This window comes from Mesobacillus sp. MER 48, from assembly GCF_023714225.1.
Lineage (GTDB): Bacteria > Bacillota > Bacilli > Bacillales > Cytobacillaceae > Mesobacillus > Mesobacillus oceanisediminis_A.
The window spans coordinates 1-26,299 of the sequence record NZ_JAMAUR010000015.1; the positions used below are offsets into that span (position 1 = coordinate 1).

The 26,299-nt window shown below is 39.7% G+C and carries 34 protein-coding genes; 5 read left to right on the top strand and 29 right to left on the bottom strand.

What is annotated here, in order from left to right; translation table 11 throughout:
* Positions 1–399 precede the first annotated feature (399 nt).
* The 16 genes from M3593_RS23005 to M3593_RS23080 all read right to left on the bottom strand — a co-directional run bounded on the left by M3593_RS23005 (position 400) and on the right by M3593_RS23080 (position 8,612).
* Positions 400–684, bottom strand: a complete 285-nt coding sequence (locus M3593_RS23005) for a barstar family protein (protein ID WP_251544966.1) — start codon at positions 682–684, stop codon at positions 400–402.
* A 90-nt stretch (positions 685–774) separates the two neighbouring features.
* Complete coding sequence (locus M3593_RS23010; protein ID WP_251544967.1) at positions 775–1,134, bottom strand: epimerase; 360 nt, start codon at positions 1,132–1,134, stop codon at positions 775–777.
* Positions 1,135–1,202: 68 nt separating this feature from the next.
* Positions 1,203–1,547, bottom strand: coding sequence for a hypothetical protein (locus tag M3593_RS23015; RefSeq protein WP_251544968.1), 345 nt, complete (start codon positions 1,545–1,547; stop codon positions 1,203–1,205).
* A 162-nt stretch (positions 1,548–1,709) separates the two neighbouring features.
* Complete coding sequence (locus tag M3593_RS23020) at positions 1,710–1,997, bottom strand: PspC domain-containing protein (RefSeq protein WP_251544969.1); 288 nt, start codon at positions 1,995–1,997, stop codon at positions 1,710–1,712.
* A gap of 223 nt (positions 1,998–2,220) precedes the next feature.
* A complete protein-coding gene (locus M3593_RS23025; protein WP_251544970.1) occupies positions 2,221–2,493 on the bottom strand; it encodes a YesK family protein in 273 nt (90 codons plus the stop codon).
* 119 nt (positions 2,494–2,612) lie between these two features.
* A complete protein-coding gene (locus M3593_RS23030; protein ID WP_251544971.1) occupies positions 2,613–2,816 on the bottom strand; it encodes a hypothetical protein in 204 nt (67 codons plus the stop codon).
* Between the two features lie 92 nt (positions 2,817–2,908).
* Positions 2,909–3,124, bottom strand: coding sequence for a hypothetical protein (locus tag M3593_RS23035; RefSeq protein WP_251544972.1), 216 nt, complete (start codon positions 3,122–3,124; stop codon positions 2,909–2,911).
* A 355-nt stretch (positions 3,125–3,479) separates the two neighbouring features.
* Entirely contained in the window at positions 3,480–3,908 is a 429-nt protein-coding gene (locus M3593_RS23040) for an NUDIX hydrolase (protein ID WP_251544973.1), read from the bottom strand.
* A gap of 112 nt (positions 3,909–4,020) precedes the next feature.
* Entirely contained in the window at positions 4,021–4,347 is a 327-nt protein-coding gene (locus M3593_RS23045) for a DUF3139 domain-containing protein (protein WP_251544974.1), read from the bottom strand.
* A gap of 178 nt (positions 4,348–4,525) precedes the next feature.
* Positions 4,526–4,981, bottom strand: a complete 456-nt coding sequence (locus M3593_RS23050; RefSeq protein ID WP_251544975.1) for an SRPBCC family protein — start codon at positions 4,979–4,981, stop codon at positions 4,526–4,528.
* Between the two features lie 145 nt (positions 4,982–5,126).
* Positions 5,127–5,597: an NUDIX hydrolase gene (locus M3593_RS23055; RefSeq protein ID WP_251544976.1), complete on the bottom strand. Its 471-nt coding sequence runs from the start codon at positions 5,595–5,597 to the stop codon at positions 5,127–5,129.
* Positions 5,598–5,713: 116 nt separating this feature from the next.
* The gene (locus tag M3593_RS23060) at positions 5,714–5,950 is read right to left on the bottom strand and encodes a hypothetical protein (protein WP_251544977.1); all 237 of its coding nucleotides are present in this window, start codon (positions 5,948–5,950) and stop codon (positions 5,714–5,716) included.
* A gap of 107 nt (positions 5,951–6,057) precedes the next feature.
* Positions 6,058–6,489 (bottom strand): NUDIX hydrolase, encoded by a 432-nt coding sequence (locus M3593_RS23065; protein WP_251544978.1) that lies wholly within the window; start codon positions 6,487–6,489, stop codon positions 6,058–6,060.
* 132 nt (positions 6,490–6,621) lie between these two features.
* Positions 6,622–7,167, bottom strand: coding sequence for a signal peptidase I (lepB, locus tag M3593_RS23070; protein ID WP_251544979.1), 546 nt, complete (start codon positions 7,165–7,167; stop codon positions 6,622–6,624).
* Between the two features lie 263 nt (positions 7,168–7,430).
* Positions 7,431–7,640: a hypothetical protein gene (locus tag M3593_RS23075; RefSeq protein ID WP_251544980.1), complete on the bottom strand. Its 210-nt coding sequence runs from the start codon at positions 7,638–7,640 to the stop codon at positions 7,431–7,433.
* 159 nt (positions 7,641–7,799) lie between these two features.
* A complete protein-coding gene (locus M3593_RS23080) occupies positions 7,800–8,612 on the bottom strand; it encodes a DUF2935 domain-containing protein (protein ID WP_144481426.1) in 813 nt (270 codons plus the stop codon).
* A gap of 157 nt (positions 8,613–8,769) precedes the next feature.
* On the opposite strand from M3593_RS23080, the gene M3593_RS23085 reads away from it, so the two are divergent.
* Entirely contained in the window at positions 8,770–9,237 is a 468-nt protein-coding gene (locus tag M3593_RS23085; protein ID WP_251544981.1) for a hypothetical protein, read from the top strand.
* A 380-nt stretch (positions 9,238–9,617) separates the two neighbouring features.
* On the opposite strand, the gene M3593_RS23090 is transcribed toward M3593_RS23085, so the two are convergent.
* From M3593_RS23090 to M3593_RS23100, 3 genes are all read right to left on the bottom strand, one after another.
* Positions 9,618–10,241 carry a class I SAM-dependent methyltransferase gene (locus M3593_RS23090; RefSeq protein WP_144481428.1) on the bottom strand — a complete coding sequence of 208 codons (624 nt, stop codon included), beginning with the start codon at positions 10,239–10,241 and terminating at the stop codon, positions 9,618–9,620.
* Positions 10,242–10,472: 231 nt separating this feature from the next.
* Positions 10,473–11,639 (bottom strand): TraB/GumN family protein, encoded by a 1,167-nt coding sequence (locus tag M3593_RS23095; protein ID WP_251544982.1) that lies wholly within the window; start codon positions 11,637–11,639, stop codon positions 10,473–10,475.
* Positions 11,640–12,003: 364 nt separating this feature from the next.
* Entirely contained in the window at positions 12,004–12,561 is a 558-nt protein-coding gene (locus M3593_RS23100; RefSeq protein WP_144481430.1) for a YdhK family protein, read from the bottom strand.
* 169 nt (positions 12,562–12,730) lie between these two features.
* Between M3593_RS23100 and M3593_RS23105 the strand changes: the two genes are divergently transcribed.
* Complete coding sequence (locus tag M3593_RS23105; RefSeq protein WP_251544983.1) at positions 12,731–14,668, top strand: alkaline phosphatase family protein; 1,938 nt, start codon at positions 12,731–12,733, stop codon at positions 14,666–14,668.
* Between the two features lie 11 nt (positions 14,669–14,679).
* Here the strand turns inward: M3593_RS23105 and M3593_RS23110 are convergent, their stop codons facing one another.
* Positions 14,680–15,168 (bottom strand): GNAT family N-acetyltransferase, encoded by a 489-nt coding sequence (locus M3593_RS23110; protein WP_251544984.1) that lies wholly within the window; start codon positions 15,166–15,168, stop codon positions 14,680–14,682.
* Between the two features lie 62 nt (positions 15,169–15,230).
* On the opposite strand from M3593_RS23110, the gene M3593_RS23115 reads away from it, so the two are divergent.
* Positions 15,231–15,410, top strand: coding sequence for an H-type small acid-soluble spore protein (locus tag M3593_RS23115; RefSeq protein ID WP_251544985.1), 180 nt, complete (start codon positions 15,231–15,233; stop codon positions 15,408–15,410).
* 48 nt (positions 15,411–15,458) lie between these two features.
* Here the strand turns inward: M3593_RS23115 and fdhD are convergent, their stop codons facing one another.
* From fdhD to M3593_RS23145, 6 genes are read right to left on the bottom strand one after another with little or no spacing between them, the layout of a single operon-like run.
* A complete protein-coding gene (fdhD, locus tag M3593_RS23120) occupies positions 15,459–16,253 on the bottom strand; it encodes a formate dehydrogenase accessory sulfurtransferase FdhD (RefSeq protein WP_251544992.1) in 795 nt (264 codons plus the stop codon).
* 58 nt (positions 16,254–16,311) lie between these two features.
* Positions 16,312–16,458 carry a hypothetical protein gene (locus M3593_RS23125; protein WP_251544986.1) on the bottom strand — a complete coding sequence of 49 codons (147 nt, stop codon included), beginning with the start codon at positions 16,456–16,458 and terminating at the stop codon, positions 16,312–16,314.
* 17 nt (positions 16,459–16,475) lie between these two features.
* A complete protein-coding gene (locus M3593_RS23130) occupies positions 16,476–16,694 on the bottom strand; it encodes a heavy-metal-associated domain-containing protein (protein ID WP_251544987.1) in 219 nt (72 codons plus the stop codon).
* A 12-nt stretch (positions 16,695–16,706) separates the two neighbouring features.
* Positions 16,707–17,204 carry a hypothetical protein gene (locus M3593_RS23135; RefSeq protein ID WP_251544988.1) on the bottom strand — a complete coding sequence of 166 codons (498 nt, stop codon included), beginning with the start codon at positions 17,202–17,204 and terminating at the stop codon, positions 16,707–16,709.
* Positions 17,179–20,160 (bottom strand): formate dehydrogenase subunit alpha, encoded by a 2,982-nt coding sequence (gene fdhF / locus M3593_RS23140; RefSeq protein ID WP_251544989.1) that lies wholly within the window; start codon positions 20,158–20,160, stop codon positions 17,179–17,181. Before fdhF ends, M3593_RS23135 begins: the two co-directional genes overlap by 26 nt.
* On the bottom strand, positions 20,153–21,025 hold the full coding sequence (locus M3593_RS23145; protein WP_251544990.1) for a formate/nitrite transporter family protein: 873 nt from the start codon (positions 21,023–21,025) through the stop codon (positions 20,153–20,155). The genes fdhF and M3593_RS23145 overlap by 8 nt, the downstream gene beginning before the upstream one ends.
* A 98-nt stretch (positions 21,026–21,123) precedes the next feature.
* On the opposite strand from M3593_RS23145, the gene M3593_RS23150 reads away from it, so the two are divergent.
* Positions 21,124–21,342 (top strand): hypothetical protein, encoded by a 219-nt coding sequence (locus tag M3593_RS23150; RefSeq protein WP_144481439.1) that lies wholly within the window; start codon positions 21,124–21,126, stop codon positions 21,340–21,342.
* A 156-nt stretch (positions 21,343–21,498) separates the two neighbouring features.
* Here the strand turns inward: M3593_RS23150 and M3593_RS23155 are convergent, their stop codons facing one another.
* On the bottom strand, positions 21,499–22,215 hold the full coding sequence (locus M3593_RS23155) for a DUF4230 domain-containing protein (protein WP_144481440.1): 717 nt from the start codon (positions 22,213–22,215) through the stop codon (positions 21,499–21,501).
* Between the two features lie 211 nt (positions 22,216–22,426).
* On the opposite strand from M3593_RS23155, the gene M3593_RS23160 reads away from it, so the two are divergent.
* A complete protein-coding gene (locus tag M3593_RS23160) occupies positions 22,427–23,209 on the top strand; it encodes an SDR family oxidoreductase (RefSeq protein WP_144481441.1) in 783 nt (260 codons plus the stop codon).
* 68 nt (positions 23,210–23,277) lie between these two features.
* Here M3593_RS23160 and M3593_RS23165 read toward each other — a convergent pair whose 3' ends face one another.
* Both M3593_RS23165 and M3593_RS23170 read right to left on the bottom strand, forming a co-directional pair.
* Positions 23,278–23,826, bottom strand: a complete 549-nt coding sequence (locus tag M3593_RS23165) for a GNAT family N-acetyltransferase (RefSeq protein WP_144481442.1) — start codon at positions 23,824–23,826, stop codon at positions 23,278–23,280.
* Between the two features lie 272 nt (positions 23,827–24,098).
* Positions 24,099–25,532, bottom strand: a complete 1,434-nt coding sequence (locus M3593_RS23170) for a glycoside hydrolase family 1 protein (protein ID WP_251544991.1) — start codon at positions 25,530–25,532, stop codon at positions 24,099–24,101.
* Positions 25,533–26,299: the final 767 nt, after the last annotated feature.

Sequence of the window (26,299 nt, forward strand, 5' to 3'; positions counted from 1 at the left end):
AACTAAATTACGAAAAACCTTCCAATTCTAAGAATATGAAGGTTATTTGGTATACCCTTTTTTAGTATATCACGATGGATTTCGAAATTTTAATGAAAAATATTGACAAACTATTAGCTGGTTTAGTACAAGAGGAAACCTCGGCTAGACAGTAGTCGAGGTTTACTTAATTCTTATTTTTTAAAAGCTTTTATAACGAAATAAATAATGGCAACAGTGATACCAGTAGATAACATTAATGGCAGCCAAGTTCCGATGACACCTTCCAAAGTAACTCCTCCTTTAGAATTGTTTACGATTTTACTAGGAAATAAGTTTCACCTTACTGCACTAACCTGCACCATTACTTAAATAAAGTTCAACAAAAAAAGCATTAATCCTTCTTGGATTAACGCCCTATTAGTTGTATATAAATTCACATTTTTTCACATAGGTTTCTTTACTATAATTTTCCAAGCACTTTTTCATTATTGCTGCATCTCGTGGCAATTTTTTTTGTAAAGTTGTCCATCCAATAAACTCAAGTTTATCAGGTACCTCAACAAGTCCTGTAATTGCATCCCAAAATGCATCCCAATTCTCTCCATAAAAGTCTGGAAAATCTAGTTTTTCTTTTAATAATAAATGGAAGTCTTTTTCATTTTTTATATTAGATACATCCATGGATATAATCGACCTTGACATTTAATCCTCCATACACATATATTTCAATTTTAACAAGCTTCTTTATTCTACTAACCTGCACCTTTAGCGCAATAAGAAAAGGTGCAGGTTTTATGACTTGGCCTTGTTACTGAAACGGTTTATCCAACCATCTTCCGTATACAGTTCTCCAGCTAAACCGTCACTCATTTCCTTAATACTAACTGGTTTGTTACCGTTATTTATGGTTATATCTATAGCTTCCTCTTGTTCTAATGTCCACAACAAATGATGTATGGTGGTATCAACAATTTTAGGAACTAGATCATTGATTAACTCACTTTGACCGCTCAAAGATATAAGATTATGTACACTTTGACTTTCTTCACTCTTCATTTTTCCTTGGATGGTCATTTCCCATTGCTCAATTGCTTCATCTCGAACATTCTTCATTAAGATTTCTCCAAACAAATCTAGGAACTTAGCAGTCATTTTTAAAACATCTCCTAACTTAATCGCTTCTTGAGCTATCCTGCCCCGATAGTTGAACAAGCGTATATTTAATTCAAAGGTCCATAAAGGTCAATCAATTTACCAGTAGTTGCATCAAAAACAACAGTTGGCTCGTTCCCTTTGAATTTTATTGTGACCTCCCATTGCTTTCTATTTAAGATGTTATACCATAGCCCCTCCCTTGTATTAAGTATTGCTTTAACGTTATCAGGTGGTAGTCCTTTTAACTCATTCAAATCCTTCGGGGAAATGGACCCTACCCATTCCTCTGATGGGTTTTGCATAAGTTCAATTGAGTGGACTATAGCTTCTCCTGTAACCATAGGATTCTGTTGAAAGATATAACCAATCGTTAAAAAAACAATAAAAATAGGGACTATTATCTTCTTCATCTACAATCTCCCATCTGTAAAAACGAATTAACCCTTGTTCAACATTACTGCCTCTATAGTTCAATAATGAATTCAACAAAAAAGGTGTTTAATCCTCCCGAGATCAAATCACCCATATAGTTGATGAAGAATATTAACTAATTCAGATAAAAACTTACTTCTCTAAAGGAGACCCAAGTTAAAAAAGATTAAAAATGCTACTGCAGTAAAAATAAATGCTAACAATACAGTTTTAAAAGTGCTTTTCTTTCTTATTCTATCTACGTAAAATGAATCATCTTTCTCCATAAGTGCTCCTAAAATCAGATAGAGTATTGGCGATACTGGCACTAATATAAAAACCATTCTAACAATAATGGATGAAATCAAAAGAGCCTCTGCAATTCCTCCACATACACCTAGAAATACATAATCCGAATTTGACCTCATCAGCCTATTTCTTTTCATCATTTATACCTCATTTAAACGTATTTTGGAGTTTGAATCGGTGGCCAATTGATTTTCTAAGTTAAGTTCTACAATAAATAGTCTCATTTCTATAATCCAAAGTAGGACTATTTTGATTTAATAACATTAATACGATTTCTTCTATAACTAATCTTACTCAATAGTTTTAGAAGCGACAGGACTTGTTCAGTTATCGCACCCGTTCAATACAGCAATATTAAAATCTTCAATTATGGTTTGCAGTAAACTTTTTTCCGATAAAGAAAGACATAATGGCAAAAATAATTAAAAAGAAACTAAGAATGCCATAGGCTGCACCTTCAAATCCTCTAATGTAGACAAAACTACTATAAAAGATAATAACAGCAGAGATACTTAATATGGTTCCTGGCAACATCCTGACAAACAGCGGATAACCTTTCTTACCAAACCACCACGTAACCACCATTAGAATAATACCTGGTATAAAAGCAATTAGGAAAGGTACTAAAACCATCATAAAACCGCCCCCTTTTACCATTTGACAAAATGTTTCGTAGTTATAACTATACTGTTTCTATAGTAAAATATGCTACTAACCATATCGCATAAAAGCACCCGTTTGTCTGGAGACATTGTTCACGATTGCTTTTCTAAATCATCAATTCTCTGTTCAAGTTCTTTTACTTTATTACTACTAGTCATTGCTGTTGTAAAGGCAATAAGTCCGAAAATAAATCCCATAGCTCCGAATGCAAACCCTATAATCCCAAAAACTTCCACTTTGATCACCTCTAATTTAAAAACTTTAAGATATAACTCTAAATTTAATTTTTTCCTCAACTCTTCTGCATCGTTAGTCGAATAAGAAAAAGCTGCCGCAACGGCAGCTTGATCTTCAACTCTTGCTCCAGTTAAAATTGAATAGGAAATTTTTATTGAAGTCCATATTTTAGTATTTGATGCCTAATAACCTCGTTGCCAAATGTAAACCATAATAAGAGTAATAACACTATAACGCCCATCACAAAACTAAACCAAGCAAAATATTGATTTTCCTTTTTTATTAAGGGGTACAGAACAATTAACAATGCTCCAAAAGCAAGGGTAATTACAACCGAAAGTTGTCCTGTTAATGTTTCAAAAACCATATAATCCTCCCTTATCCATATGGATATTTTAACATTATTTTCTAGTTTGTTTCGTTAGCTCAACAAAGTTCTAGTAAATATGGCACCCCAATATAGTAAACTCATAGTAAAAAAAACAACAGCAAAGGTCATTATGGCTTTTGGTAATTTATTATAAAAGTAAATTAATCCTAGCCCAATCATTATGTGGATAAATACAAAAAGAAAAAGACTCATTAAGATTCCCCTCTTCCTAAATTGTACCATTTTCACAAAAATAAAATACACTGTTCTTCAACTATCCTGCCTCTTTAGCTTAATAAGGCATTCAGCAAAAAAGGTACTTAATCCTTCCTGGATCAACACACCCATTACTTTAAGTGTTAACCTTTTCAATAAAAGCAATTGTTTTTTCAAATAATTTAGGTTGAATCTCTAAATATGTAAGGCTTGAAGGGAGGTTTTCAAATAGTTTTATTTCACCGATTTCCGATACTGGTAATTGACCAATTTTCTTTATTTTTGCAAGGAATAACCTCCCGAAAATTTTATTATTGGAATCATCTATTGAATAGTCGCAAATAGGAACTAAATCTACATCTTTGCATCCAGTTTCTTCAAATAACTCTCTTTTAGCCGTTTCATCAATCATTTCCCCAGGTTCTCTGTGTCCACCAGGGATTTCCCAAGAGTCTCTGTCCTTATGCTTAACATAAAGCCATTTCCCCTGATAAACAGCACTTATTACAGCAAATTTTAATTCTATTTCATTTACTAAACCTAAATTATAAAATTCAATTTTCATTTTTCGCACCTCATATTAGGATAATCCTTGTTAAGCTAACCTGCCCGTTAGTCCAATAAAGAAAAGGCTTATTAAAATCTCCAAATCATATATGCTTCAGTCTTTTTGATTACTATTCCAATGGGGGATACTTCATACCCGTATCCATTCCTGAACCTCCCTTGAATACAAGGAGAACTACACCTCTACTTTTAACCCAACTATATTGATAAATAAGACCTGGATCATCCATCAGTTCTACACTAATTTCATATCCCCCTTGCTTGTGGTCCTTTAAGTACTTTTTACTCTCTATCGTCTCTTCTGATATTCCTTGATTTTTCATATATTCTTCAATTTCCCTATTTGCCAAATGTTTTTCAACTGGATACTCGTATAGGATAAAGCCTAGAATTGGAACGGAAATAAATAATGTTAAAGCAATTGCTAACTTATTCATAATACACACCCCTAAACGGCATTAGAGGGGGTTGTGTGTAAAATTCCCTCTTAAGTGTTATATTACACCAAAAGGGTTTTTTAGGATAGTTGAAGAATTCACTTTATTTCAGTACCAGTTAAACTTATTTTTTGTAGCTTATTAAATAATACTGCTCCTTCGTTGAATTAGAATTTAATTAAACTCTTTTCTCAGTAATCCTTTTTAATTCTGTCGCACGAGTAGCAATAAATTCACTCATATACTTTTTTAAAAACAACGTATCTGCAACAGATCCGAAAATACCAAGTGGTGACTTATACTCAAATATATCGGTCATTATAGTTCCATCTAGGTGTTCAATAAACTGGTGGGTATGAACAAAGGATTGAAAAGCTCCTTTTACCATAACATCCACAAACTTATGAGGTCTATCCATCATAATCACTTTCGCAGTCAACCTTTGCTTAACGCCAAAGTGAATTGCTTCCCAGGTAACCACATCACCCAGTTCCAATAAACCCTCAGTAATACCACCAACAGCTCTTTCCCTTGTTTTAGTAGTAGTTTGAGTATGTATATCTACGTTCCTTGCCAGGTCAAAACAGAGTTCAATGGGAGCTTTGATAAATTGTTCATTTTTAATAATAGGCATCCATATCCCTCACTAATAGATCGTTATACTTCTTCCACTATCCTGCACTATAGTTTAATAAATAAAAAGTGCTGCCCTACCACTACCTACTAGACACTTGCACCCCGCTAGTTAAAGATTATGGATAATTATTTTGAAGGTATTTTTATTTAAATACACCTTTTCTTTTGGAAAGCCAATCTTCTAAGGCATCTTCGTGTTGTTTTGTGAATAATTTCGGTATTTGGTCTATTGGGAAGTATTTTAAATCTAAGGTCTCAATACCATCTGCGATAAGTACCCCATCAATTGGCTTGCATTGAAAAAAATGAGTGATAGTCTGAGCTTTATCTCCGTTCGGAAACTCACCAGAATATTTAGAGTAGACACCAATAAGATGTTCAACCTCAACATTTAATCCTGTCTCTTCAAGTATTTCTCGTTTAGCGGTTTCTTCAAGAGATTCTCCAAGTTCCATAGCACCACCTGGAAAACCCCACTCATTTCTATCTCCCCGTTTTTGTACAAGAATCTCATTTCGTTCGTTATAAATAATACCTCCAGCAAAATTAAGAAATATTAAATCGTGCCCGACTTTTCCCCGAATATAACGAATGTAGTCCTTATTTGTAGTCATAAATTCCCTCCCATTTATAGCCTCTATCTAATTTTACAAATTATAAAGATAATAGAGGGATTAAATTAACCTGCCTCTTTAGTTGAGGAACATAGTTTAGCAATCTTAGTAGAAGCTTAGAAAATTGTTATAACTTCAACTTCATTCCAAATGTCCTTCAAGTGTTCCCCGTTAATTTTTCCATTGTTCAAAAGTTCTTCAGGCGTTTTAAAGTACTCAAATTCTTTATTATGTTCACCTAGCCCATAGCCCTCTATTACATTAATGGTTCCGTATAATTTCCCTTTATATTTAAACTCGATTTCGTGACCTATTTTGATATCTCTAACTAAATCGTCATATGAATAATGCATTAATATAACTCCTAATCTTACATTGAGAATAAAAAAATCTTGATCTGTTCTTCAACTAACTGCTTCTTTAGTTTAATAAGAAATACTGTTATTTCATTTACTTTCACCTATAATTCTATATAAAATGGGTGTTTGCTAGTATCAAGACAGTATTCAATTCTTTGGCTAAAGTTTCCTGCAGTAACCATTTCTAATGCCTTCTGAATTGGATAGAACCCTACTTCTAAACTCTCTGATGAAGTCGTTAATTCTCCTCCGATTGGCTTTGCCAAAAACAACGTATTACATATTGATTTGTTCACATTCTGAAATATTCCACAGAATTTTAGAACTTCAATATCAATACCAGATTCCTCTTTAGTTTCTCTTACTGCTGCATCTTTCAAAGACTCGCCTTCTTCAACTATTCCACCTGGCATTTCCCATCCTCTACTAGGTCCCTTAATTAACAAAATTTCCTTTTCATCATTGATTACAATACTTGCTGCTGAAACAAAATGTTTTGGTGGTGTGTAAGCTTGTTGTGTACTATGTACCATAATAATCCCCCTCTTTTATGGTATTGTTTTTTAACCAACCTGCTTCTTAGCTTAATAAGGAATTCAACAAAAAAGGTGGCTGATCCTTTTTGGATTAACGCACCCGATGCCAAAAATATAGATAAGCAGTGATTAGTTATTTACGATTTTAATTTCTTTTATAGGATAATAAACAACATTTGTTGTCCCTATTACCTTCCCCATTGGTATCGCTCCAATATCGCGGCTGTCTTTGCTTTTCCTTCTGTTATCTCCCAATACAAACAAACTATCTTTAGGGACCGTTTCACTACCAACAGCGGTCTCCTTTAAAGTGAAAGAGTATGTTAAAGTTCCATCCTTAAGTTTTTTCTTATATTTTTCTAAGTAAGGTTCGTTGTATGCCTTACCATTTATATATAAAACATCATTTTTATACTCAATGCTGTCACCAGGGAGTCCGATTACACGTTTTATGTAATCCCTACCATCTGGGGCGTGAAACACAACAATATCAAATCTTTTTGGTTCCCCTATTTTAGTTACAACCATACGATCCTTGTCCTGGAGTGTAGGATTCATTGAATGACCGTCAACAACAATAGGACTAAAGAAAAAAGTGCGAATAATGAAGGCTAAAACAATTGCAACCATAAAGGATTTTACCCATTCAAACGTCTCACTTTTTTTCTTAATCATTATTTGCACACCCTTTTTATTTTCCGAAATTATATCCTTTAAAAATATTTCTCGTTTATTTTAACATAAAATTCCATCTCGTTGTAATACTTGTTGTAATGAGATTGCTTATAAAGTCTGGACAATAGGAAAAATGGCGTGGACAACTTCCACGCCATTTGCTGTACCTTTTTAGTCCATATGCACTTCAAAACGGAACGGTTTATTCGATCTCAATATCAATGGCCAATAGCGGTCAACCCATGAATTAAGATCGCTCGATTTTATGCTATTTCGCTTTTATGTCCTTTGATCAAACGAAGCCGAGGCATCTTCCCTTCTTTTTTGAACAAGGAAAACATGGCAAAATTGAAGATCGCCAGGAACAGGGACAGGACTGCATGCTGGAACCCATGTGAAACGACAGCAAGGAATCCGCTTACAAGACAATAAATACCAATAGTTAAATAAAAGTACATAAGAAGTTTACCCACTTCTCATTCCTCCACCTTTTTCGTATGTACTGTATATATTAACAGAATTTACGAAAAAATGTCACAAAATGTTCACAAATCCCCTGATAATTTTCACATTCTTTTCATTATTTTGCTTTTTGATCCTTAAAATCTTGTCCTTCTTGTTATTTACACTCACTAAAACGACGGCTTGGATAGCGAACAATTTCCGATTTCAGACTTCAGCCTAGGCTCATAGTAACTTAGATTCGTTAGGAAGTAGCATGTTTCCGGAAAATGATGCTCAAGGAATCTAAGGGTGGATTTATTCAGCAACGTATGTTCTTTATATTTTAAAACCATATTCTTAATGAATTGATTCATTTCCAATGTCGTTTTTCCAACTTCATAAACGAATGCCTTTTGTCGTGCAAAGCCTGGTTCTTTCACCCTAAGATAATTTCTCAAATGATGGTTCTGTACGATGTATAGCTGGTACCTGCGCTTAAACTCCTGTGCTGCCGCATTGGCTCCTGCTTCTATTGGATCAAGAAGATTTTCAAAAAGCACCGCATGTCCGAGCTGATCCTCAAGCCAAAGATCCATAAGCTCAACAATTGAAAGCCTGACCGGTTCCTGCCCATGAACGAGGTACTGTAATATCCTCAAATATTCCTGATTTTCACTCATTGTTCCATTTAAGTATGTCGGAGAAAGGTTCAAATTGATCTGATTGTCTATCCGCAATGCCTGCAGCGTTCCTTCAAAATCAAAGTAGTTCTTTGCAACCGTCCATGCCCTTCTTGCGAAATCAATCATCTGGCTGTTTGCGTAATCTGCATTCCGCGGTATTCCCTGAAGCCTCTTTAAAAGATCAGCATATAGTTCGATAAACTGCTCTGCTTGATATACGTACTCTTTTTCTTCCGGCGACAATGCATCTCTTACAAAATAAGCATGATCCTGCAGCATTTCCAGCCAAAACAAATGTTCATCCCAGAGAGAAATCATCCTCATCTCCTCCTTTATCTTCTAAATAATACTGTTTAAAACAGGAAGAAATGAATGAACGGCTGAGAAATTTTTAAAGATACTCATCTTTTAGGCCTTAATAGAGATAATAACAGTAATACAGTAGACATTATTTTATATTATATAAGGTGGGCTTATGAAAAATTTAAAACTTTACATCGCGATCATGGCCATACTGCCCTGGTTTTCTCTGCCCTTTCTCGATAAAAAAACAGTCCGTAAATTTCTCCCTGGCACTGTGTTTATGGGCATCTATTTAATGTTCGAAGGAAGATTGGCGGAAAAAAGAAAATGGTGGTGGTTTCCTTTTAAAATTAAACCGAACGTACTTGGGGAGCTGCCGTTAATTTGGGGTCCATTTTTCATAGGATCATTTTGGATCTTGAAGTACACCTATAAGAAGTTCAATTTGTATTTGCTGGTCAATATCCTGATTGACTCCCTGTTTACTTATTATGTTTTGGATATTTTTAAGAGGATCGGATATGTTACCCTGGTCCGGTTGACAAAGTTCCAGTTATCCATCGTCTTTTTATTCAAAACCTTTGTTTTATACGGATTCCAGGTCCTCTACGATAAAGTGATCAGAGGGGTTTCAGACTGAAAGAATAAAATAGGGACATTTACAAAGATTAATTCAGGGATAGCAAAAAGGCGCTCATTTTCGAGCGCCTTTTTCGCTTTTTTACCAACTAAATTTTCATGTTTTAATTCCCATATCACAGGGAACAAAGCTAATAAGAATGACAGGCAAAAAGGAGGTGTGGAAAATGAGCTTACTTTACAGCAAGGCAATGGAAGAATTTAAGAAGGATGCAAAACGCCAGGCTGAATACAAGAAGAATGCAACGCATAAGTCAAAATAAGGTTTTTTCTGAACTGAACTTTCTGCCTTTTATCATCCTGCAAACGAGGATGATTTTTTTTTCGTTTTTTTCCTTAAAATAGTTCAATGGCATAAGGAGCTGGTTGAGAATCGTTGAATTACTTTTTACCCAAAACTGCGATTGTATGATATTGTCTTGAATTTGGTCCTTTTACTACTTCCACCTCTAAAAAGCCCTGGTTCTTCATAATCGGGATTAATTGTTCTTCTATCATCCCTCTTACTCCATCCCATATAACATCATTTTTGCCATCACAAAGGGTTAGTACGAGACTGCCACCAGGCTTTAAAACTTTATATATTTCCGATACTGTCATAGATAATTCATCCCAAAAATAAATTGTGTGAATACTGAACACTTTGTCGAATTGTTCAACTTCAAAAGGCAAACTCTTTACATTTCCTTGTACAAAATCCGCTTTTTCTTCCAAAAATGCTTTTTTATTTCGCAGCTTAGCTGACCGAATCACAGTTGGAGAAAGGTCCAGTCCAATTACTGAATTTGCTTTATCTTGCTCAAGAAGAAGTTTCATTGCATAACCGGAACCGCATCCAAGTTCTAGCACACTCTCACTCTGTTGAATATTTAATAATTGGATGGTCCATAATGTTTCTGGCTTATGCTGCTTTACCATCTTTTCACCGATCACGGTACCGATTAGTCCTTTTGGTGTTTTGTACTGGTTATCTATATATTCTTGTATTCTTTCAATTACCTTCATAATTCACCAACTTATTTTAGATATAAGATATATATAATATTAATTCGCTAATATTACACTCATTCCTTTTTCCATGATCTCCTTGATAAGGATTGGATGGCTAATTTCTTTTTTACATGGTAGTTGAATACCTTCGTATAAAAAAACAGTTCAATTCTGTAAGGAAATGAACTGCTTATTGGCATGTTATTTACTGTTGTGTAATCATATTTAATATCTTATTCAGTGCTCCTAAAGATTTTCAATGAATACCCTGATGACATCGGCCCCGCCAATGAAAGTCCCGATGGAACTTCCGAGATTGGCAAGGACAACGATTAGTAAAATACGACTGACTTTGTTTCTCCAGAAGCCTTTTACACTGAAAACATCTTCTGAAAGGGTTTCGAAGTCTCTAACGTTTGGCCTTCGTATATACGCCTGTGCCAGACCTGCAAACCAGCCTGCCGCAAGCAAAGGGTTCAACGATGTGATTGGGGCTGCTATAAATGCTGTCAGTATGGTTAGTGGATGTCCCATGGCAATGGCTGCTCCCAGGGCAGAAAGGCTGCCATTCCAAAGAATCCAACTAATTGTCTGGGAAAAACCCGCAGACGGATTTGCAACAAATGTGTAAACAATGATGGCTAGAATAAACACAGGAATGCTCCAGCCTATGATTTTTGGCCAGTTGGATTTTGGCGGAACCGCTCTTAGTTTTTTCAGGTCATTTTCTTTTTTAATCTGTTCTTTTATGCCAGGCACGTGGGCAGCACCCAGGACAGCGACGATTTTTTCTCCTGGCGCATCCTTGATTTTTTGGGATAAATATTGATCGCGTTCGTCGATCAATGGCTTTTTCAAACGAGGAAAAGTCTCCGTGAACTCATTCAACATCGCGTTGATAGTATCCTGTTCCTTCAGCTTTTCAAGGTCTTCCTCGGATATGCTGTCCTTGCTGAAGATGCTTGTTATAATCTGGCTAAGCAGAAGTGCCTTTCCTTTCAAGCCCAGATTGCCCCATATCCTTGAAAAAGTGATCTGGATATTGCGATCGGCAAGTACAAGATGTGCTCCGACTTCCTTTGCTGATTCAATCCCCTGGATCATTTCCTGGCCCGCTTTGATTCCAAGATCCTTCGCCATTCGATTTTGGAAGGATGAAATAGCCAGATTCATCAGTAACAGCGATGCCCTTTTTTCCTTAATGACCTGGATAATATCCATTTCCTGCCACTTGGAGCCTTCAGTAATCGTTTTGTATCGCTGCTCGTCCAGTTCAACACATACGGAATCCGGCCTCTCAGCCTCAATAACTTCTTTCACCTGTTCGGCACTGTGCCTGGAAACATGCGCCGTCCCGATTAATATGTATTCCTTACCATTCATGTCTATTCTCGTTATATTATCCTCAACCATAGATACCTTCCTTTTAAGAGACCAGTGAAAGCCAACTATATGTATTTTATTCCACTATTATAACATGAACAATAGGTCCAAATATAAAGAATAATTTTCATTCCTTTATTGTATGCAGAGAAGGGCCGCCCATTGTCATTCCCTGACAATGGGCGGCCTCCCTTAAGACTTATTTTGAGTAGCTGCTTTTCAGTTTTGAAGATTTCCTGCTGTCCATCATTTTCTTGACGATTGGATACAGGACAGGTCCCCATTTGATCGCTGTTTTGATTAGTTTGTTCATGAGTCATCCCTCCTCATTCTTAAAGGTTATATACCCAGACTTTTGGAGGGACAATCGTGTATATTTTGGTAATCGTTTAGCTTATTCAGCAGGTTTCAGCTCGTCTTCAGTGACCCACTGGTGATTCGTTACCCTCTCCGATCCGTCTGTCGGCGTGAAATCGACCATATAAACAGTCATGTCCTTAGCCGAATCGATCACTGCTTCTGCCCCTTCCATTCCTTCCATATGCTCGGTATTGATGATGGCTTCATCTCCTGGCTTCAAAGACTCTTCTCCTGGATCCTTCAGTTCTTCATGGATCACCCACTTATGGTTCTCCACTCGCTCGCCTCCATTTGTCGGGTCATATGACAGCGAGTACACGGTAGTGTCATAGGCACCAACAATTGTGGCTTCCGCTCCGTCCATTCCAGGCATGTGGTCATCGGTTATGATGGCCTTGCTGCCCACTTCATATTTGGGATTATCCGCTTCCTTCAAACCATCTGGCAGATCCCCTGAACCTGAATGCTCCATATTTTCATGAGCATTGTGACCACCAGATCCTGATTTGTCATCCTCCCCTGTGCACCCTGTTAAAAATAGTGCCGCAGACATTGAAACTAAGATCATCAACCTTTTGATACTTATATTCATTGTTTAAATACCTCCCCTTTTTAATATAACGAATTTATATCAAATAAATATGAAGATTTTATCGAGAAGCAAAATTTCTCTTCGGAAAACTAAAGAATTAATTTTCTAAAAGTTTTACAAGCCTCGAAAAAAGGTAAATTCCTTCTATAACATCAGCGAGGGAGAGTTTATGACAACAAGAATCTTTAAGTTCATCACCTTTATTATTTTTTTATCAGGTATTTGCGCTACAACGGCAAATGCAGAAAACAAGAGTCAGGTAGTCCTGATCTCATTTGATGGCATGCGAAATGACCTTACAAGGAATTATGTAAAGGACGGCAAACTGCCTAATATAGAACATGTGATCAAAAATGGAACTATGGCGAAATATTCCACCACCGTAAGGCCTTCTCTCACGGCACCTTCACATGCAGCAATCGCTACAGGAGCGACTCCTCTTAAAACATCCATCGTCAGCAATGTTTGGCAGCAGAAAGACTCAGCAATGACAAACCAAAAGGATGCTTTTATGAGTGAGCTTGAGGTGGATCCGTTGTGGGTATCAGCCAGAAAACAGGGGAAAACAACTGCCACTGTTGCTTTTGCCGGTGCCAATCCAGCCGTCGGGAAACAAGCAGACTTCACGATATATTATGGAGATACATGGTCCCCGAGCAAACAGGAGAAACTCCATTTCCAGGAGGCTTCGGGGTGGAGTAGGCCTCCTGAGAGTTACAGTCCATTAAAGGAAGCATCTTTTCACATTAAAGTCAAAGACGGTAAAAATCAAAAGGTTCATGTACTAGCCGTTGATTCAACCAATGACCAGGAAAAAAATTATGATTTATTCATGGTCACCGATCAAAAAACGGAAAGAAACAACCCGGTCATATCCAATGGCTGGGGATCAATGGAACTGGAGGTTCAAGAAAACAGCAATGCAGGATTTTGGTTCAAGATCACAGCTGAGGACCAAAGTCTCGACAATGGGGCTGTGATTTACCAATCAGCAGTAACATCCGGTTTGATAGATGGACCAAAAGGTTTTTCTGAACAAATCAGGGGAAAATTCGGTTTCTTTCCACCTCAGGAGGATGATCGTGCACTTGAAAAGGGCTGGATATCAAGGAAAGAATACGAACAAATATCGGAAAGATTTGCAAACTGGGTAACTGACGTGTCCCTTTTTATCAAAAACGAGTATGAGCCTGATTTACTGATGTTTTACGCGCCGCAAATTGACCATCAGGAGCATAAGTATCTGCTAACTGACCCAAGACAGCCTGGTTTTACAAAGAATGAATCAAAGAAGAACGCTGAATATATTCGGTGGGCGTATAAGACGGCTGATAAGACAGTAGGTAAAACAGTCAAAGCACTGGATGAAAATGATTACTTGTTCATCGTATCTGACCATGGAATGGAACCTGCACATTCAGCGATTGAGCCTAATAAAGTTTTGAAGGACAATAACCTTCTCGTACTTGACTCAGCTGGAAAGATTGATTACAAAAAATCGAAAGCAATTGCGATTCCAAGTGGATCTGCTGCTCATGTTTACATCAATTTGAAATCACGCGAAAAATATGGAATCGTGCCGCCTGAAAAATATGAAGAGATTCGTTCTGAAATCATCCAAGCCTTCAAGGGCGTTGAGGTGGACAGGAATGAGAATGGACCAGTCATCAAGTATCACCTTAAAGAAATATGGAATAGCACCATCAATCTGTCTTTCAATGGATTAAAGGAGAATACAGAGAGTTTGTATGGCTATCTGACAAATGCGAAAGAACATCCATACCAGGAAATAAAAAAAATACTTCAACAAGGAAATTTAAAAGAACGGAATGCAGGAGATGTTCTTTTAATGGCTGCTCCAGGTTATATTATGGGAAAGGGTGTATCTAATATTGTTAAAACGACACCTGAATTGGGAACCCATGGCGGGGATCCTGGCCGGGAGAAATTGAAAGCTGTCTTCATGGCCATGGGGCCAGACATTAGCAATGGCAAGCAAATTGGTTCCGTCTCAACCTTAGATATCGCTCCAACTATCTACAATTTACTTAGATTGGAAACACCTTCGTATGTTGAAGGGAAGAATATTGAGGAGCTTACCGAATAAAATAAGGCGAATCAAGACTCACTTGATTCGCCTTTTTCTATGTTTTTTTCCATGACCCACAACGGCTTGTCACGAAATTCTATTTGTTTTACCCTTATAAACCCTTGCTTTGTCCAAAATGATAAGCCAGGCTGGTTTGCTGCAAAACATCCTAATCGAACTTCAGTTATACCTCTTTTGTTCATCATTGCTTCGTATATTGCCAGAGCTTTTTCTGCCAGTGCTTGCCTGGTCCATGATTTATGTATAATCAGCAATCCTAGCCACGGCTTTCCGTCCCTTGGATTTTTCATGATAAAATCAATGATACCGATATATTCCCCTTTCTCTTCGATGAGAAAACGCTCTTTATCGAGGTCGTTTCCCTCTTCATGCTCCTTCAGTAAATCTTGTTCATCTAGTATTCGTTTCCCATCCGCCAGTAAATTATAGTCAGGATGCGAATTCATGATTTCCATCTCAACAGAGATTTTTTCCTGACTGCTTTTCACCAAGTTCATCACGTAATCTCCTATACATACATGTTTTTGTCTGTGGACAATTTAAGTATGAGGTGATAACGATGGATTTGCAACGGGTAAAAGAAATCCTCACTGCAGAAGATGAAATTTCTGTCCACTACCACGGAATGCCGATCTGGATTGAAAGCATCGATGCTACTTCAAGTATGGCGGTCATCTCGGCAAGAGGTTCCCATGAAGAACGACAGCTTGTTTCGATTGACGGTTTAGATGAGAGATGAAAAAGGCTCCCCATTTTTGGAGAGCTTTTTATCTTATATCTTTTAGGATCATTCAAGAAATACCCTTTCCTGGCCAGTGTACACATTAAGGGATTCATCTCGGATAAAACCGATTGTTGTAATGCCCAAATCCTCTGCAAGCTTTAAGGCAAGTTCTGTAGGAGCAGATTTCGATAAAACAATTTCGCAGCCAATCTTTGATGCCTTCAGGAGTATTTCCGCAGAAATTCTACCGCTGAAGGCAAGGACCTTATCCGAAAGTGGAATACTGTTTTTCAGGCAGTGACCATAAATTTTATCCAGAGCATTATGCCTGCCAATGTCCATCCTGGAAATCACTACTTTACCTGACTGGCAAAGTGCCGCGTTATGGACCCCTCCCGTATTTTGAAATACTTGTGATGATTCCTGCATTTCCTTCATCAAGGAAAAACAGTCCCGCGATGAAATCTTTATCCTTACCTGTTCCATCTTTTTTGCAGTAAGGGCATCATTGATAAAAACAAAACCCTGCCTTCCTGCTCCACAACAGGAAGTAATGTATCTTTTCCCCTGGAAATTGAGGTAATATGGATTGACCTTTTTTGTTTTCACATGTGCTGTACCTGATTTTTCTTCTATCCATATATCTTCCAAATCATCATACTTACGGATTACGCCTTCCGAAGCCAAAAAGCCGATGACAAGGTCCTCAATAAAATCCGGCGAGCAAACAAGGGTGGCAAACTCTGCGCCATTGATTTTTATTGTAACAGGGTGTTCTGTTACGATACTGTCTTCAACTCGTTCGGCGAAACCTTTACCATATCGGATGATTTCCCGTTTCACTTCAATTGGTTCCAGCGTTCTGCCACCTCGTTTCGCCTGGATTTTCACTTGTCATATTCCCTGACACTTTCCTTCATGATGAATATGCCCAGTCTCCTAATGTCGGTGCCTTCCGATCCTCGCGGCAACTTTCGCAAACATGAAGCTTTACAGCTTGGAACAGATCTTCCTGATGTTCTTCAAAGCCTTCTTTTCTTCCGCAAACTTCACATATTCTCATCTTCGTCACCTCATGTATTATAGTTGTTCACTAGTCAGGTCAAATCCGGCTTCACGTACCGCCTGCATAAAATCTTCCTGGGAAGACATTCTTTCATCGAACTTGATGGTAACGGTTTTATGCTGCGTACTTGCTTCTGCCTGGGAAATCCCCCAAACCTCAAGCATTGCTCCAGTGAGTTTCTCAGCATCTTCGTCAGAATTTAAATTACTGATTTTGAACGTCTTTTCATGCACAGCGACTGCCCCCTACTCACGTTTTTCCCTGCTTCTCAGGAAGGCCTCTCCCATTCCCTCCATAAAATCAACCATCGTGGTCATCGCAGCCCGAATTGCCGGACTGCGCAGCCTGATTCTCATTTTCCAGATACTTTGTTTCTTGCCTTTTTCACCAGTTTGGGACATTCGCTTCAACCCAAGAGTGACACCATTCATGAGGGTCTCAAGCTGGGCCGGCTGCAATCCGCCAAGAAACTTGAACAAACCAAAGCCACTTTTGATGACATTATGCACAGCTGGCTGATTGACCTGTTGCATAGCGATGACTCCTACTTCATTACGCTGCTTCAATAATGAGCCTGCTGTCTCGAAGACCTTAACCTCATGAAGTTCTTTCGCCATTTCAATCATTGATAGGACGGCTTCCTTATTGTCAGCAAGAGCTTGCATGATTTCTTCCAAAGCCTGGGCACGTTCTTCCGTTTCATTCGTGGCCTGCCTGCTAATTTGCCTGATCGCTTTCGCCATAATATCCCTCCTTCAAGTCATCTATTTCTGAAATCGGTATATAGTCAGCCCGCTTCCATTTTTCCTCCACCTTCACACTAATCTGAGGAATCCTGTTTCCATAACGGTGATTATGTTTCGGTAGCGGCGGTTCGCCAGAGATTTCGAGCACTTCCATTTTAACTCCCATCTCCTTATAGGCAGGAGTATGGGTAATGATATCGTGATAGCTGCTTGTCAGCCTGTTCACAGCCTCGTTATCCTCCGCTGTATTCATCGGGAGATACAATTCATGCCCTTTAACCCTGTCGGTCACAATCACCCGGACTTCAACATGGCCATATGGCGAAGTCAGCCCGACAAGTGCCCCATCCTCAAGATTTCGTTCAGCAGCAAGCTCAGGTGAAATCTCGAGCCATACATCAGGCACTTTATGCACCAGACCCTCGGTTTTGTGTGTCATATTGCCTTCATGGAAATGCTCAAGAATGCGTCCATTATTGAGATGTAAATCAAAATCCACGCCAGGATTGAATGGTACTGTCCAGTCGACAGGCACTAGCCTTGCCTTTCCATCAGGGAAGCCAAATTTATCGGTGTATAGCAGAGGTGTGTCGGTTCCATCCGCGTTTACCGGCCACACAAGCGACTCCCATTCCTCGAGCCGTTCATAGCTTACTCCAGCGAATATATTCGCGAGCTTGGCCGCCTCGTCCATGATTTCGGAAGGATGCTGGTAGTTCCAATCAGCACCAAGTCGATTAGCGAGTTCCTGGAATATTAGCCAGTCAGGCTTCGCATCTCCCAGCGGCTCAAATACTTTGTAGAATCTCTGGATCCGCCTTTCAGTGTTCGTGAACGTCCCATCCTTTTCAAGACTTGGCGCAGCCGGTAAAATGACATCAGCAAACTGAGCCGTCTTGCTGAAAAATATATCCTGGACTACGAAGAAATCGAGTTTTTCAAAGGTGGAATGTACATAGTTGGAGTTCGCATCCACGATAGCCATGTCCTCGCCAAACAGATAGAGTGCTTTCATCTTCCCTTTATTGATAGCCTCAACCATATGGTGGTTGTCATAACCAGGGTTTTCAGGCAGGTCTACCCCCCAGGCAGCCGTATATTTAGCACGTACAGCTTCATCGTTCACAGGCTCATAGCCAGGCATCCAAGGCGGCAATGTTCCAAAATCGCAAGCACCCTGGACATTGTTATGTCCGCGCAGTGGGTAAGCACCTGTTCCGGTCCGTCCATAGTTCCCAGTTACCAGCAGCAAATTCGATATGGCAGTGCTTGTATCCGATGCACCCATATGCTGGGTAACACCCATCGCCCACAGGATACAGACAGATTTGGCTTCCTTGATCATTTCGGCAAGGCGAAGCAGCTCTTCCATAGTAAGTCCTGTTTTTTCTGCCGCATATTCCATCGTGAATTTATCAAGAGACGCCTTGAATTCTTCCAAGCCATTCACACGCTCAGCAAGGAAAGCTGTATCCTCCCAGCCCTGATCAAAGAAGTATTTCGCAATGGCATTCAGCAAGATGATATCTGTTCCTGGATTAGGATGCAGGAATAAATCGGCTCGCTCGGCCAGTTCATTCTCCCTTAAATCCACGACGACGAGCTTCTGGCCATGGAGCTTGTGGGCACGTTTGATCCTTGTCGCCAAAACAGGGTGTGATTCAGCCGGATTCGCGCCGACCACCATCACAAGCTCGGATGCCATGATATCCTCCATAGTTCCTGAATCCCCGCCAAGTCCTACGGTTCGCATCAATCCAGTCGTCGCTGGAGACTGACAGTATCTGGAGCAATTGTCGACATTATTAGTCCCCATAATTCCCCGGGCGAACTTTTGGAACAGGAAGTTTTCTTCATTTGAGCATTTTGATGAGGCAATATAACCGATTGCATCCGAACCATGTTCCTCTTTGATTCCAGAAAGTTTTTCGGCAATCAGGGTGAGTGCTTCATCCCAGGTCGCCTCAACAAATTCTTCGCCTTTTCTGATGAGCGGCTTTGTCAGACGCTCTTCACTGTTGACGAAATCCCAGCCGAATTTTCCTTTTACACAAGTGGAGATTCCGTTAACCGGTGCCTCTGTCTTTGTCTGGATTTTCAAAATTTCACGGTCCTTTGTCCAGACCTCGAAGCTGCAGCCCACTCCACAATAAGTACAGACCGTTTTGGTACGATTAATCCGCGCTTTTCTCATTGCTGCTTCAACCTCAGATACAGCAAAAATTTCACGATACCCCGGTTCCACCTCTTTTGTCATATCAATCATTGGAGCAAGAATATTTGGAGCGATTCCGGTCAGAAAACCGGCATTCCCGAGCATTGATTTTTCCATCAGGGCGTTACAAGGACATACATTCACACAATGCCCGCAGGATACGCAGGAAGATTGGTCAATCGGAACATCATTGTCCCAAATGACCCTTGGAACTTCCCGGCTCCAGTCGATCGTGAGCGTTTCATTCACCTGTAAATCCTGACAAGCTTCAACACAGCGGCCGCAAAGGATGCACTGGTCAGGCTCGTACCGATAAAAAGGATGTGAATTATCCGGGGGATACGGTTTAGCTACAAATGGATACTTCTGATGGGCAAGCCCCATATCTTCAACAGTGTTATGGATCGTGCAGTTACCATTGTTGTTATCGCAAACGGTACAATACAGTTCATGATTTTTAAGGATCCTTGACATTGCCTCATACTGTGCTGTCTTTACCTGATCGGACATGGTATCGACTTTCATCCCTGGCTCAGCCTTCATCGTACATGACCGCGTCAATTGGCCATCCACCATCACGTAGCATGTATCACATGTCTGGATGGTTCCCAGGTCTGGATGGTAACAGACACCAGGAATGAAGACATCTTCAGCTCTTGCGACTTCTAAAATCTTCTGTCCCTCTACGGCACTGTATTCCTTGCCATTAATCTGTATCGTAAATTTCGAATCACTCATTTCCCTGCCTCCTTAATCCTGCAGCTCTCATCAAACCATGCCGGTTAGTACCCGTCTGGTTTGGCCTTCGCTTCGGTTCTTTCCTGGATCCGGTTTCCATTTTTCCGCGATAAGCAATCCAGTAAAACACTGAGACAAACACAGCACCACCAATCGCATTGCCAATGAATACGGGAATAAAGTTAGCAATAAAATCATTCCAGCTGTAGTAGCCAGAGAAGATTGCCGCTGGAATGACGAACATATTGGCGACAACGTGCTGGAAACCAATCGCGACGAACGCCATAATCGGAAACCAGATCGCCAGGATTTTACCCCCGATATCCTCCGCGCCATATGCAAGCCAGACAGCCAGACCGACCAGCCAATTGCAGCCAATTGCCGATACGAGCGATGATAAGAAACCATGCTCCAGCTTACCGCCGGCGATTGCCACCGTTTTGTCAAGATAAGGGCCAGAGGTAGTCAATTCTGCAACCTGGCCGAAGAAGTAGGCGACAAACAAGGCACCAATTAAATTAAATAAAGTAATCCAAAACCAATTCTTCAACAGTAATCCCAGAGAGATCCTTCTGGACAAATAAGCCATCGAAACAGCCATCATATTCCCTGTCAGCAGTTCCCCGCCAGCAATAATGATCAAGATGAGTCCTACAGGAAAAACAGCCGCACCGATCAATGAGCTAAGCGACCCCCATTCCTCTGGAAGACTGGCGATGACACGGATATCAAGCAAATAGCCAAGGGAAATGAAAGCCCCGCCGAGAAAACCCAGTACAAGCACACTTGAAAAAGGAAGATTCGCTTTCTTCTGTCCATGTTCAGCTGTCAATTGTGCAATTTTGTAAGGTGGATGGTACGCCATGGATCATTCAGCTCCTTTAATTTCCCTAAATAATATTTACATTACTGGGAAAATTATTTAGCATCATGGCAATAATTTTAAAATAAGGGGTAAGATTCATGGATAAAAACCAATTGCTGCATCGCGTCCAGACTATGATCCAGTCATCAGCAAAAAAACCTAAATACATGACAATCTCAACCGTGAAAGTTGCGGATCTATTCGGAGTGAAACCAGAGGAAGTTCAAAAAGGGTTGGATGAGTTGGTGGAGGAAGGATATTTGAAACAGTCTAAACTCGACAGCCCGCCGTATCATGATATTTTTTTGTTACCTTAATCTTTAAGACAACAAAAAAACTCAGAGCATTGTATGACTCTGAGTTTTGTATATATTTATGAGTGTGTAAACTGGACCCTGTTAAGCATAATTTTTTTGAATGCGCTTTTTAATATTGAAAAATCTTTTCAAAGAATCGCAGTTTACATAAAAATATTACTGTCCTTTTATAACAGTTTTATATCCCAGGTGCCCAAAAAACTCCTTTAAAACGACTTGGGCATTTTCGTCAGCTTTTTGTAAGACTCCTGAACTCATTGCTTCCTGCTTAATTTGCTCCTGGGCAGCGGCAGCAAGATCAAAGCCTTCATCCCACTCTATTTTCCCACTCAAAAGTCCTTCATCTGAAAAGGTTCTGACCTGATCCATTTTAATGGAAGGTTCCTGGAGGAAAGTTGCTTTTGGCAGAACTATTTCTATTACCTTTCGCTCTTCGTCCACCTTCATGTCTTTTTGATCGATAGCCTCCAGATCAACTCCAGCAATTACAGTGGCTGGAACAATCAGCAGCATTTCACGTTTGGTCCCAGGAAGATTATAGCGGATTTTCTCTCCGAATATTTCATTATCTTCCTTTTCAATGACAGTTTTCACATGTGCTTCCGCAGTTGCCAATGCAGCCAGTCCGTGAACTTGTTCGATAAACACAGTTGATTCTACCTTTCCCGTATTCCCTTTGAAATACCAGAATGCTGAAGCGAAACCAGCTGCTAAAAAGAGCAAAAGAATCAGAAATTTGATAATCGGAATGTACTTTGGCAAACTCTTATGGCGAAGCGGCAGAGCAATCGATGATGCGCTTTCCGCCCTTCCCGCCCTCATTTCACCCAATAGTTCATCCATTTTCGAAATGATATGTTCCTGCTTGTCCATCTATCCAACCTCCTGGAAGAATACAATTTATGATTTCATTCGACAATTTCAAGTGTTGAAAAAACCTCCAGATTTGAGGAGGCTAACTAATCATACGTTTTTGTGCGGCAAAAGTATCATAGAATCCCATATTACTAGTTTACACTGTTTTATTTTCCAATAAAATGGGCAAAGTTAAAAATATCAAAATATATTGAAGGAGGAAGCAAATGTGGGGAAATTAGATGGGAAGGTCGCTTTTATAACGGGAGCAAGCTCCGGAATCGGCAGAGCAGCTGCACTAAAATTAGGATCCGCTGGCGCAAAAGTTGCTTTGATAGATATAAAAGAGGAAAATGCCAGAAACGTGAAGGACTTGATTGAAGATGCCGAAGGGACCGCCATGATCCTTGAGTGTAATATTTCAAAGCCTGCAGAGGTTGAGAATAGTTTTCATAAAGTTGCAGAAGCCTGGGGAAAAGTTGATATAGTCTTTGCAAACGCAGGAATCAATGGTGTCATCGCCCCTATTGAGGATCTGGCACCAGAGGATTGGGACGAAACAATCAACACAAATCTCAAGGGAACTTTTCTAACCGTAAAGTATGCCATCCCCCATATGAAAAAAAATGGCGGCAGCATCATCATTACAAGCTCCATTAACGGGAACAGGATTTACAAAAATTTCGGGATGTCCGCCTACAGCACCTCAAAAATCGGCCAGACCGGCTTTGGCAAAATGGCAGCACTGGAGCTGGCTCAGTATAAAATCAGAGTCAACATCATCTGCCCGGGAGCTATCGAAACCAACATCGGCAAAAATACATTCCCGCAGCAAGATGATCTCGAGAAAATCAAGATTCCGGTCGAATATCCCGAAGGCAACCAGCCATTGGAAGAACATGCCGGAAAACCTGAACAAGTAGCCGATCTCGTATTCTTCCTTGCATCCGATCTGTCCTCCCACATTACCGGGACAGAAGTTTACATTGACGGTGCTGAGTCACTTCTATGACTATTTATTCTTGCATATGCTCAGGGTCAAGGAGGTCCTGGGCGTGTGTTTTATTAAATTGGATTATTTTATTCAATGGTATCCCACTCATCAGCTAAAACGCCATAAACGATGTGATCCACAAAATGATCGTATAACCATTCTGCCTGCCTGATCCTTCCTTCTTTCACAAATCCTAACCGTTCGGGAATACCCCTGCTCTTTTTATTTTCCTCAGCAGCCCGAATTTCAACCTTATTCAATTTAAGATGTTGAAAAGCATAGTCAGTCAACCCCTTGGCCACTCTGGTCATAATCCCTTTACCCTGGTATTCATGGCCGAGCCAATACCCAATGTATGCTGTTTTGTTTGACCAATTGATACTGTTAAATCCAGCTGTCCCCACTATTTCCCCTTCATATAAAATCACTGTCGTCAAGCTTCTGTTCTCCGCATAACCTAACATCGTTCCCTTGACGAACTCCCTTGTATCATCAACAGTAACTGTAAAATCTAGCCATGGCAGCCACTCTTTCATATATTCGCGACCACTTTCGGTTAATTCGAACAATCGTTCTGCGTCATTCACTTCTGCCTGCTTTAATGATAATTGGTCATCTATTTTGTATAAAAACATTAATTTTCCTCCTAGATGGTTTCGGATAATTGAAATAAAGTTTATGAGATTCCCTAAGACCTCAAGTATGTGAAGAATTTGGCTTGGCCATAATTCGATGAAGATAACGATTATTGCTAATGTAAGAACTATAAAGTGATTTTCACTTGAATACCCTTCTAATAGTTGTTGAAAATGTAGTATTCGACAAAATCCCATCTTTCCTTTTATTTTTAATAAATTTCTTCAACATAAAAGAGCTACCGTTTTAGTGGTAGCCCTTTTGAGGTTCCTTATAGCTTTTCCCCGTTGGTCTCTATCACATCTTTATACCAGAAGAAAGACTTTTTCCTTTTCCGTTCCAGCGTACCGCTGCCATCATCGTGTTTGTCCACGTAAATGTACCCATATCGTTTAGAAAATTCACCAGTAGACATGCTAACCATGTCGATACAGCCCCAGCTTGTGTATCCCATTAAATCAACTCCATCTTCAATCGCTTCACCCATCGCCTTGATGTGTTCACGAAGATAGTCGATTCGATAATCATCGTTGATGCTGCCATCTTCTTCAAGCTGATCATAAGCTCCCAAACCATTCTCCACAACAAAAAGAGGGATTTGGTAACGGTCGTACAGTTTGTTCAAGCTTATGCGGAGCCCAACCGGGTCGATTTCCCATCCCCAGTCACTTACCTCTAGGGACGGATTTCGCACACCGCCAATGATATTTCCTTCTGAAGAATCCTCGTTTGCTTTCTCTTTCTTCTCGGTACGTGACATATAGTAGCTAAAGCCCACATAATCCACAGCGCCCTCTTTTAAAATTTCAAGGTCACCATCTTTGATTTCGAGTTCAATATTGTGATCCTTGAAGTAGCGTTTAATGAAAGAAGGATACTCTCCCCGAACCTGCACATCTCCGCAAAAATAATTGAAAAGCTGTTCTTCCTGTAAAGCGTGCATTACATTTTCCGGATTGCTGTCATAAGGGTAAACTGGTGCAAACAGAATCATGCATCCGATTTGCGAACCAGGAATAATTTCCCGGCAAGCTTTTACGGCAAGAGCACTTGCTACGAATTGGTGATGATACGCCTGGAAAGTCGGCTGGTATCGATCTTCTTCTTTTTCAATCGAAAAGCCTAAACCATTAATCGGCATAACTAGAGCACTGTTGATTTCATTAAAGGTCATCCAGTACTTAACTTTGTCCTTGTAGCGGTTTAGGATTGTTCGGGCATATTTTTCAAAAAAAGTAACCACTTCCCGGCTGCGCCAGCCTCCATATTCTTTTACCAGATAGAGCGGCATTTCATAGTGGGATATCGTAACGACCGGTTCAATCCCATACTTATGTAATTCATCCAGCACCCGATCATAAAACGCAAGCCCCTCCTCATTGGGCTCCTGCTCATCGCCATTTGGAAATATCCTCGTCCAGGCGATTGACATCCTGAACGCCTTGAATCCCATTTCCGCAAACAAAGCAATATCTTCTTTATAGCGGTGGTAAAAGTCAATTGCCTCATGATTAGGGTAGTACTCGCCCGACTTGATTTCAAAGTCAAAACCTGGCTTTGTTAAAATATCGTATCTTGCTTTTCCGCCTGGCAGTACATCAGCCACATTCAGGCCCTTATTTCCTTCATGATAGCCCCCTTCAATCTGGTTTGCAGCCGTTGCACCACCCCATAAAAAACCTTCAGGAAATTTGTATGTATTCATGTAGGTAACCTCCGTATTTAAGTTTATTTTTTTATGCTGATTTTTATTTTGACAGGTTTTTAGTTGGTGGTCCTCAACCTGTCAAGATTACGTCATTATTTTGACAGCTTTTCAGTTGTGGGCCCTCAACATGTCAAGAATACGCCTTTATTTTGACAGCTTTCCACTTGTTGGCCCTTAACCTGTCAAGAATACGCCTTTATTGACAGCTTTTCAGTTGTGGGCCCTTAACCTGTCAAGAATACACCTTTATTTTGACAGCTTTTCAGTTGTGGGCCCTCAACATGTCAAGAATACACCTTTATTTTGACAGCTTTTCAGTTGTGGGCCCTCAACATGTCAAGATTACACTTTTATTTTGACAGCTTTTCAGTTGTGGGCCCTTAACCTGTCAAGAATCCACCTTTATTTTGACAAGTTTTCAGTTGTGGGCCCTTAACCTGTCAAGATTACACCTTTATTTTGACAGCTTTTCAGTAGTTGGCCCTCAACATGTCAAGAATACGCCTTTATTTTGACAGCTTTTCAGTTGTGGGCCCTTAACCTGTCAAGATTACATAATTATTTTGACAGCTTTTCAGTTGTGGGCCCTTAACCTGTCAAGAATACACCTTTATTTTGACAAGTTTTCAGTTGTGGGTAGAAATGCTAATTTAATTATGTACAAAAATGATTACGTAAGAATGTACAGTTTTGTGTCATGCATTCATACTTTACCTGAGGTGGAGAGAATGCATGTACAACTAGAAGTGACTACAGATATAGAG

Bases quoted from the DNA above. Each gene is read 5' to 3' on its own strand.
- M3593_RS23005 (WP_251544966.1), bottom strand. From the start codon at position 684: ATGTCAAGGTCGATTATATCCATGGATGTATCTAATATAAAAAATGAA.
- M3593_RS23010 (WP_251544967.1), bottom strand. From the start codon at position 1,134: ATGACTGCTAAGTTCCTAGATTTGTTTGGAGAAATCTTAATGAAGAAT.
- M3593_RS23015 (WP_251544968.1), bottom strand. From the start codon at position 1,547: ATGAAGAAGATAATAGTCCCTATTTTTATTGTTTTTTTAACGATTGGT.
- M3593_RS23020 (WP_251544969.1), bottom strand. From the start codon at position 1,997: ATGATGAAAAGAAATAGGCTGATGAGGTCAAATTCGGATTATGTATTT.
- M3593_RS23025 (WP_251544970.1), bottom strand. From the start codon at position 2,493: ATGATGGTTTTAGTACCTTTCCTAATTGCTTTTATACCAGGTATTATT.
- M3593_RS23035 (WP_251544972.1), bottom strand. From the start codon at position 3,124: ATGGTTTTTGAAACATTAACAGGACAACTTTCGGTTGTAATTACCCTT.
- M3593_RS23040 (WP_251544973.1), bottom strand. From the start codon at position 3,908: ATGAAAATTGAATTTTATAATTTAGGTTTAGTAAATGAAATAGAATTA.
- M3593_RS23045 (WP_251544974.1), bottom strand. From the start codon at position 4,347: ATGAATAAGTTAGCAATTGCTTTAACATTATTTATTTCCGTTCCAATT.
- M3593_RS23050 (WP_251544975.1), bottom strand. From the start codon at position 4,981: ATGCCTATTATTAAAAATGAACAATTTATCAAAGCTCCCATTGAACTC.
- M3593_RS23055 (WP_251544976.1), bottom strand. From the start codon at position 5,597: ATGACTACAAATAAGGACTACATTCGTTATATTCGGGGAAAAGTCGGG.
- M3593_RS23060 (WP_251544977.1), bottom strand. From the start codon at position 5,950: ATGCATTATTCATATGACGATTTAGTTAGAGATATCAAAATAGGTCAC.
- M3593_RS23065 (WP_251544978.1), bottom strand. From the start codon at position 6,489: ATGGTACATAGTACACAACAAGCTTACACACCACCAAAACATTTTGTT.
- lepB (WP_251544979.1), bottom strand. From the start codon at position 7,167: ATGATTAAGAAAAAAAGTGAGACGTTTGAATGGGTAAAATCCTTTATG.
- M3593_RS23080 (WP_144481426.1), bottom strand. From the start codon at position 8,612: ATGATTTCTCTCTGGGATGAACATTTGTTTTGGCTGGAAATGCTGCAG.
- M3593_RS23085 (WP_251544981.1), top strand. From the start codon at position 8,770: ATGAAAAATTTAAAACTTTACATCGCGATCATGGCCATACTGCCCTGG.
- M3593_RS23090 (WP_144481428.1), bottom strand. From the start codon at position 10,241: ATGAAGGTAATTGAAAGAATACAAGAATATATAGATAACCAGTACAAA.
- M3593_RS23095 (WP_251544982.1), bottom strand. From the start codon at position 11,639: ATGGTTGAGGATAATATAACGAGAATAGACATGAATGGTAAGGAATAC.
- M3593_RS23100 (WP_144481430.1), bottom strand. From the start codon at position 12,561: ATGAATATAAGTATCAAAAGGTTGATGATCTTAGTTTCAATGTCTGCG.
- M3593_RS23105 (WP_251544983.1), top strand. From the start codon at position 12,731: ATGACAACAAGAATCTTTAAGTTCATCACCTTTATTATTTTTTTATCA.
- M3593_RS23110 (WP_251544984.1), bottom strand. From the start codon at position 15,168: ATGAACTTGGTGAAAAGCAGTCAGGAAAAAATCTCTGTTGAGATGGAA.
- M3593_RS23115 (WP_251544985.1), top strand. From the start codon at position 15,231: ATGGATTTGCAACGGGTAAAAGAAATCCTCACTGCAGAAGATGAAATT.
- M3593_RS23125 (WP_251544986.1), bottom strand. From the start codon at position 16,458: ATGAGAATATGTGAAGTTTGCGGAAGAAAAGAAGGCTTTGAAGAACAT.
- M3593_RS23135 (WP_251544988.1), bottom strand. From the start codon at position 17,204: ATGGCGAAAGCGATCAGGCAAATTAGCAGGCAGGCCACGAATGAAACG.
- fdhF (WP_251544989.1), bottom strand. From the start codon at position 20,160: ATGAGTGATTCGAAATTTACGATACAGATTAATGGCAAGGAATACAGT.
- M3593_RS23145 (WP_251544990.1), bottom strand. From the start codon at position 21,025: ATGGCGTACCATCCACCTTACAAAATTGCACAATTGACAGCTGAACAT.
- M3593_RS23150 (WP_144481439.1), top strand. From the start codon at position 21,124: ATGGATAAAAACCAATTGCTGCATCGCGTCCAGACTATGATCCAGTCA.
- M3593_RS23155 (WP_144481440.1), bottom strand. From the start codon at position 22,215: ATGGACAAGCAGGAACATATCATTTCGAAAATGGATGAACTATTGGGT.
- M3593_RS23165 (WP_144481442.1), bottom strand. From the start codon at position 23,826: ATGTTTTTATACAAAATAGATGACCAATTATCATTAAAGCAGGCAGAA.
- M3593_RS23170 (WP_251544991.1), bottom strand. From the start codon at position 25,532: ATGAATACATACAAATTTCCTGAAGGTTTTTTATGGGGTGGTGCAACG.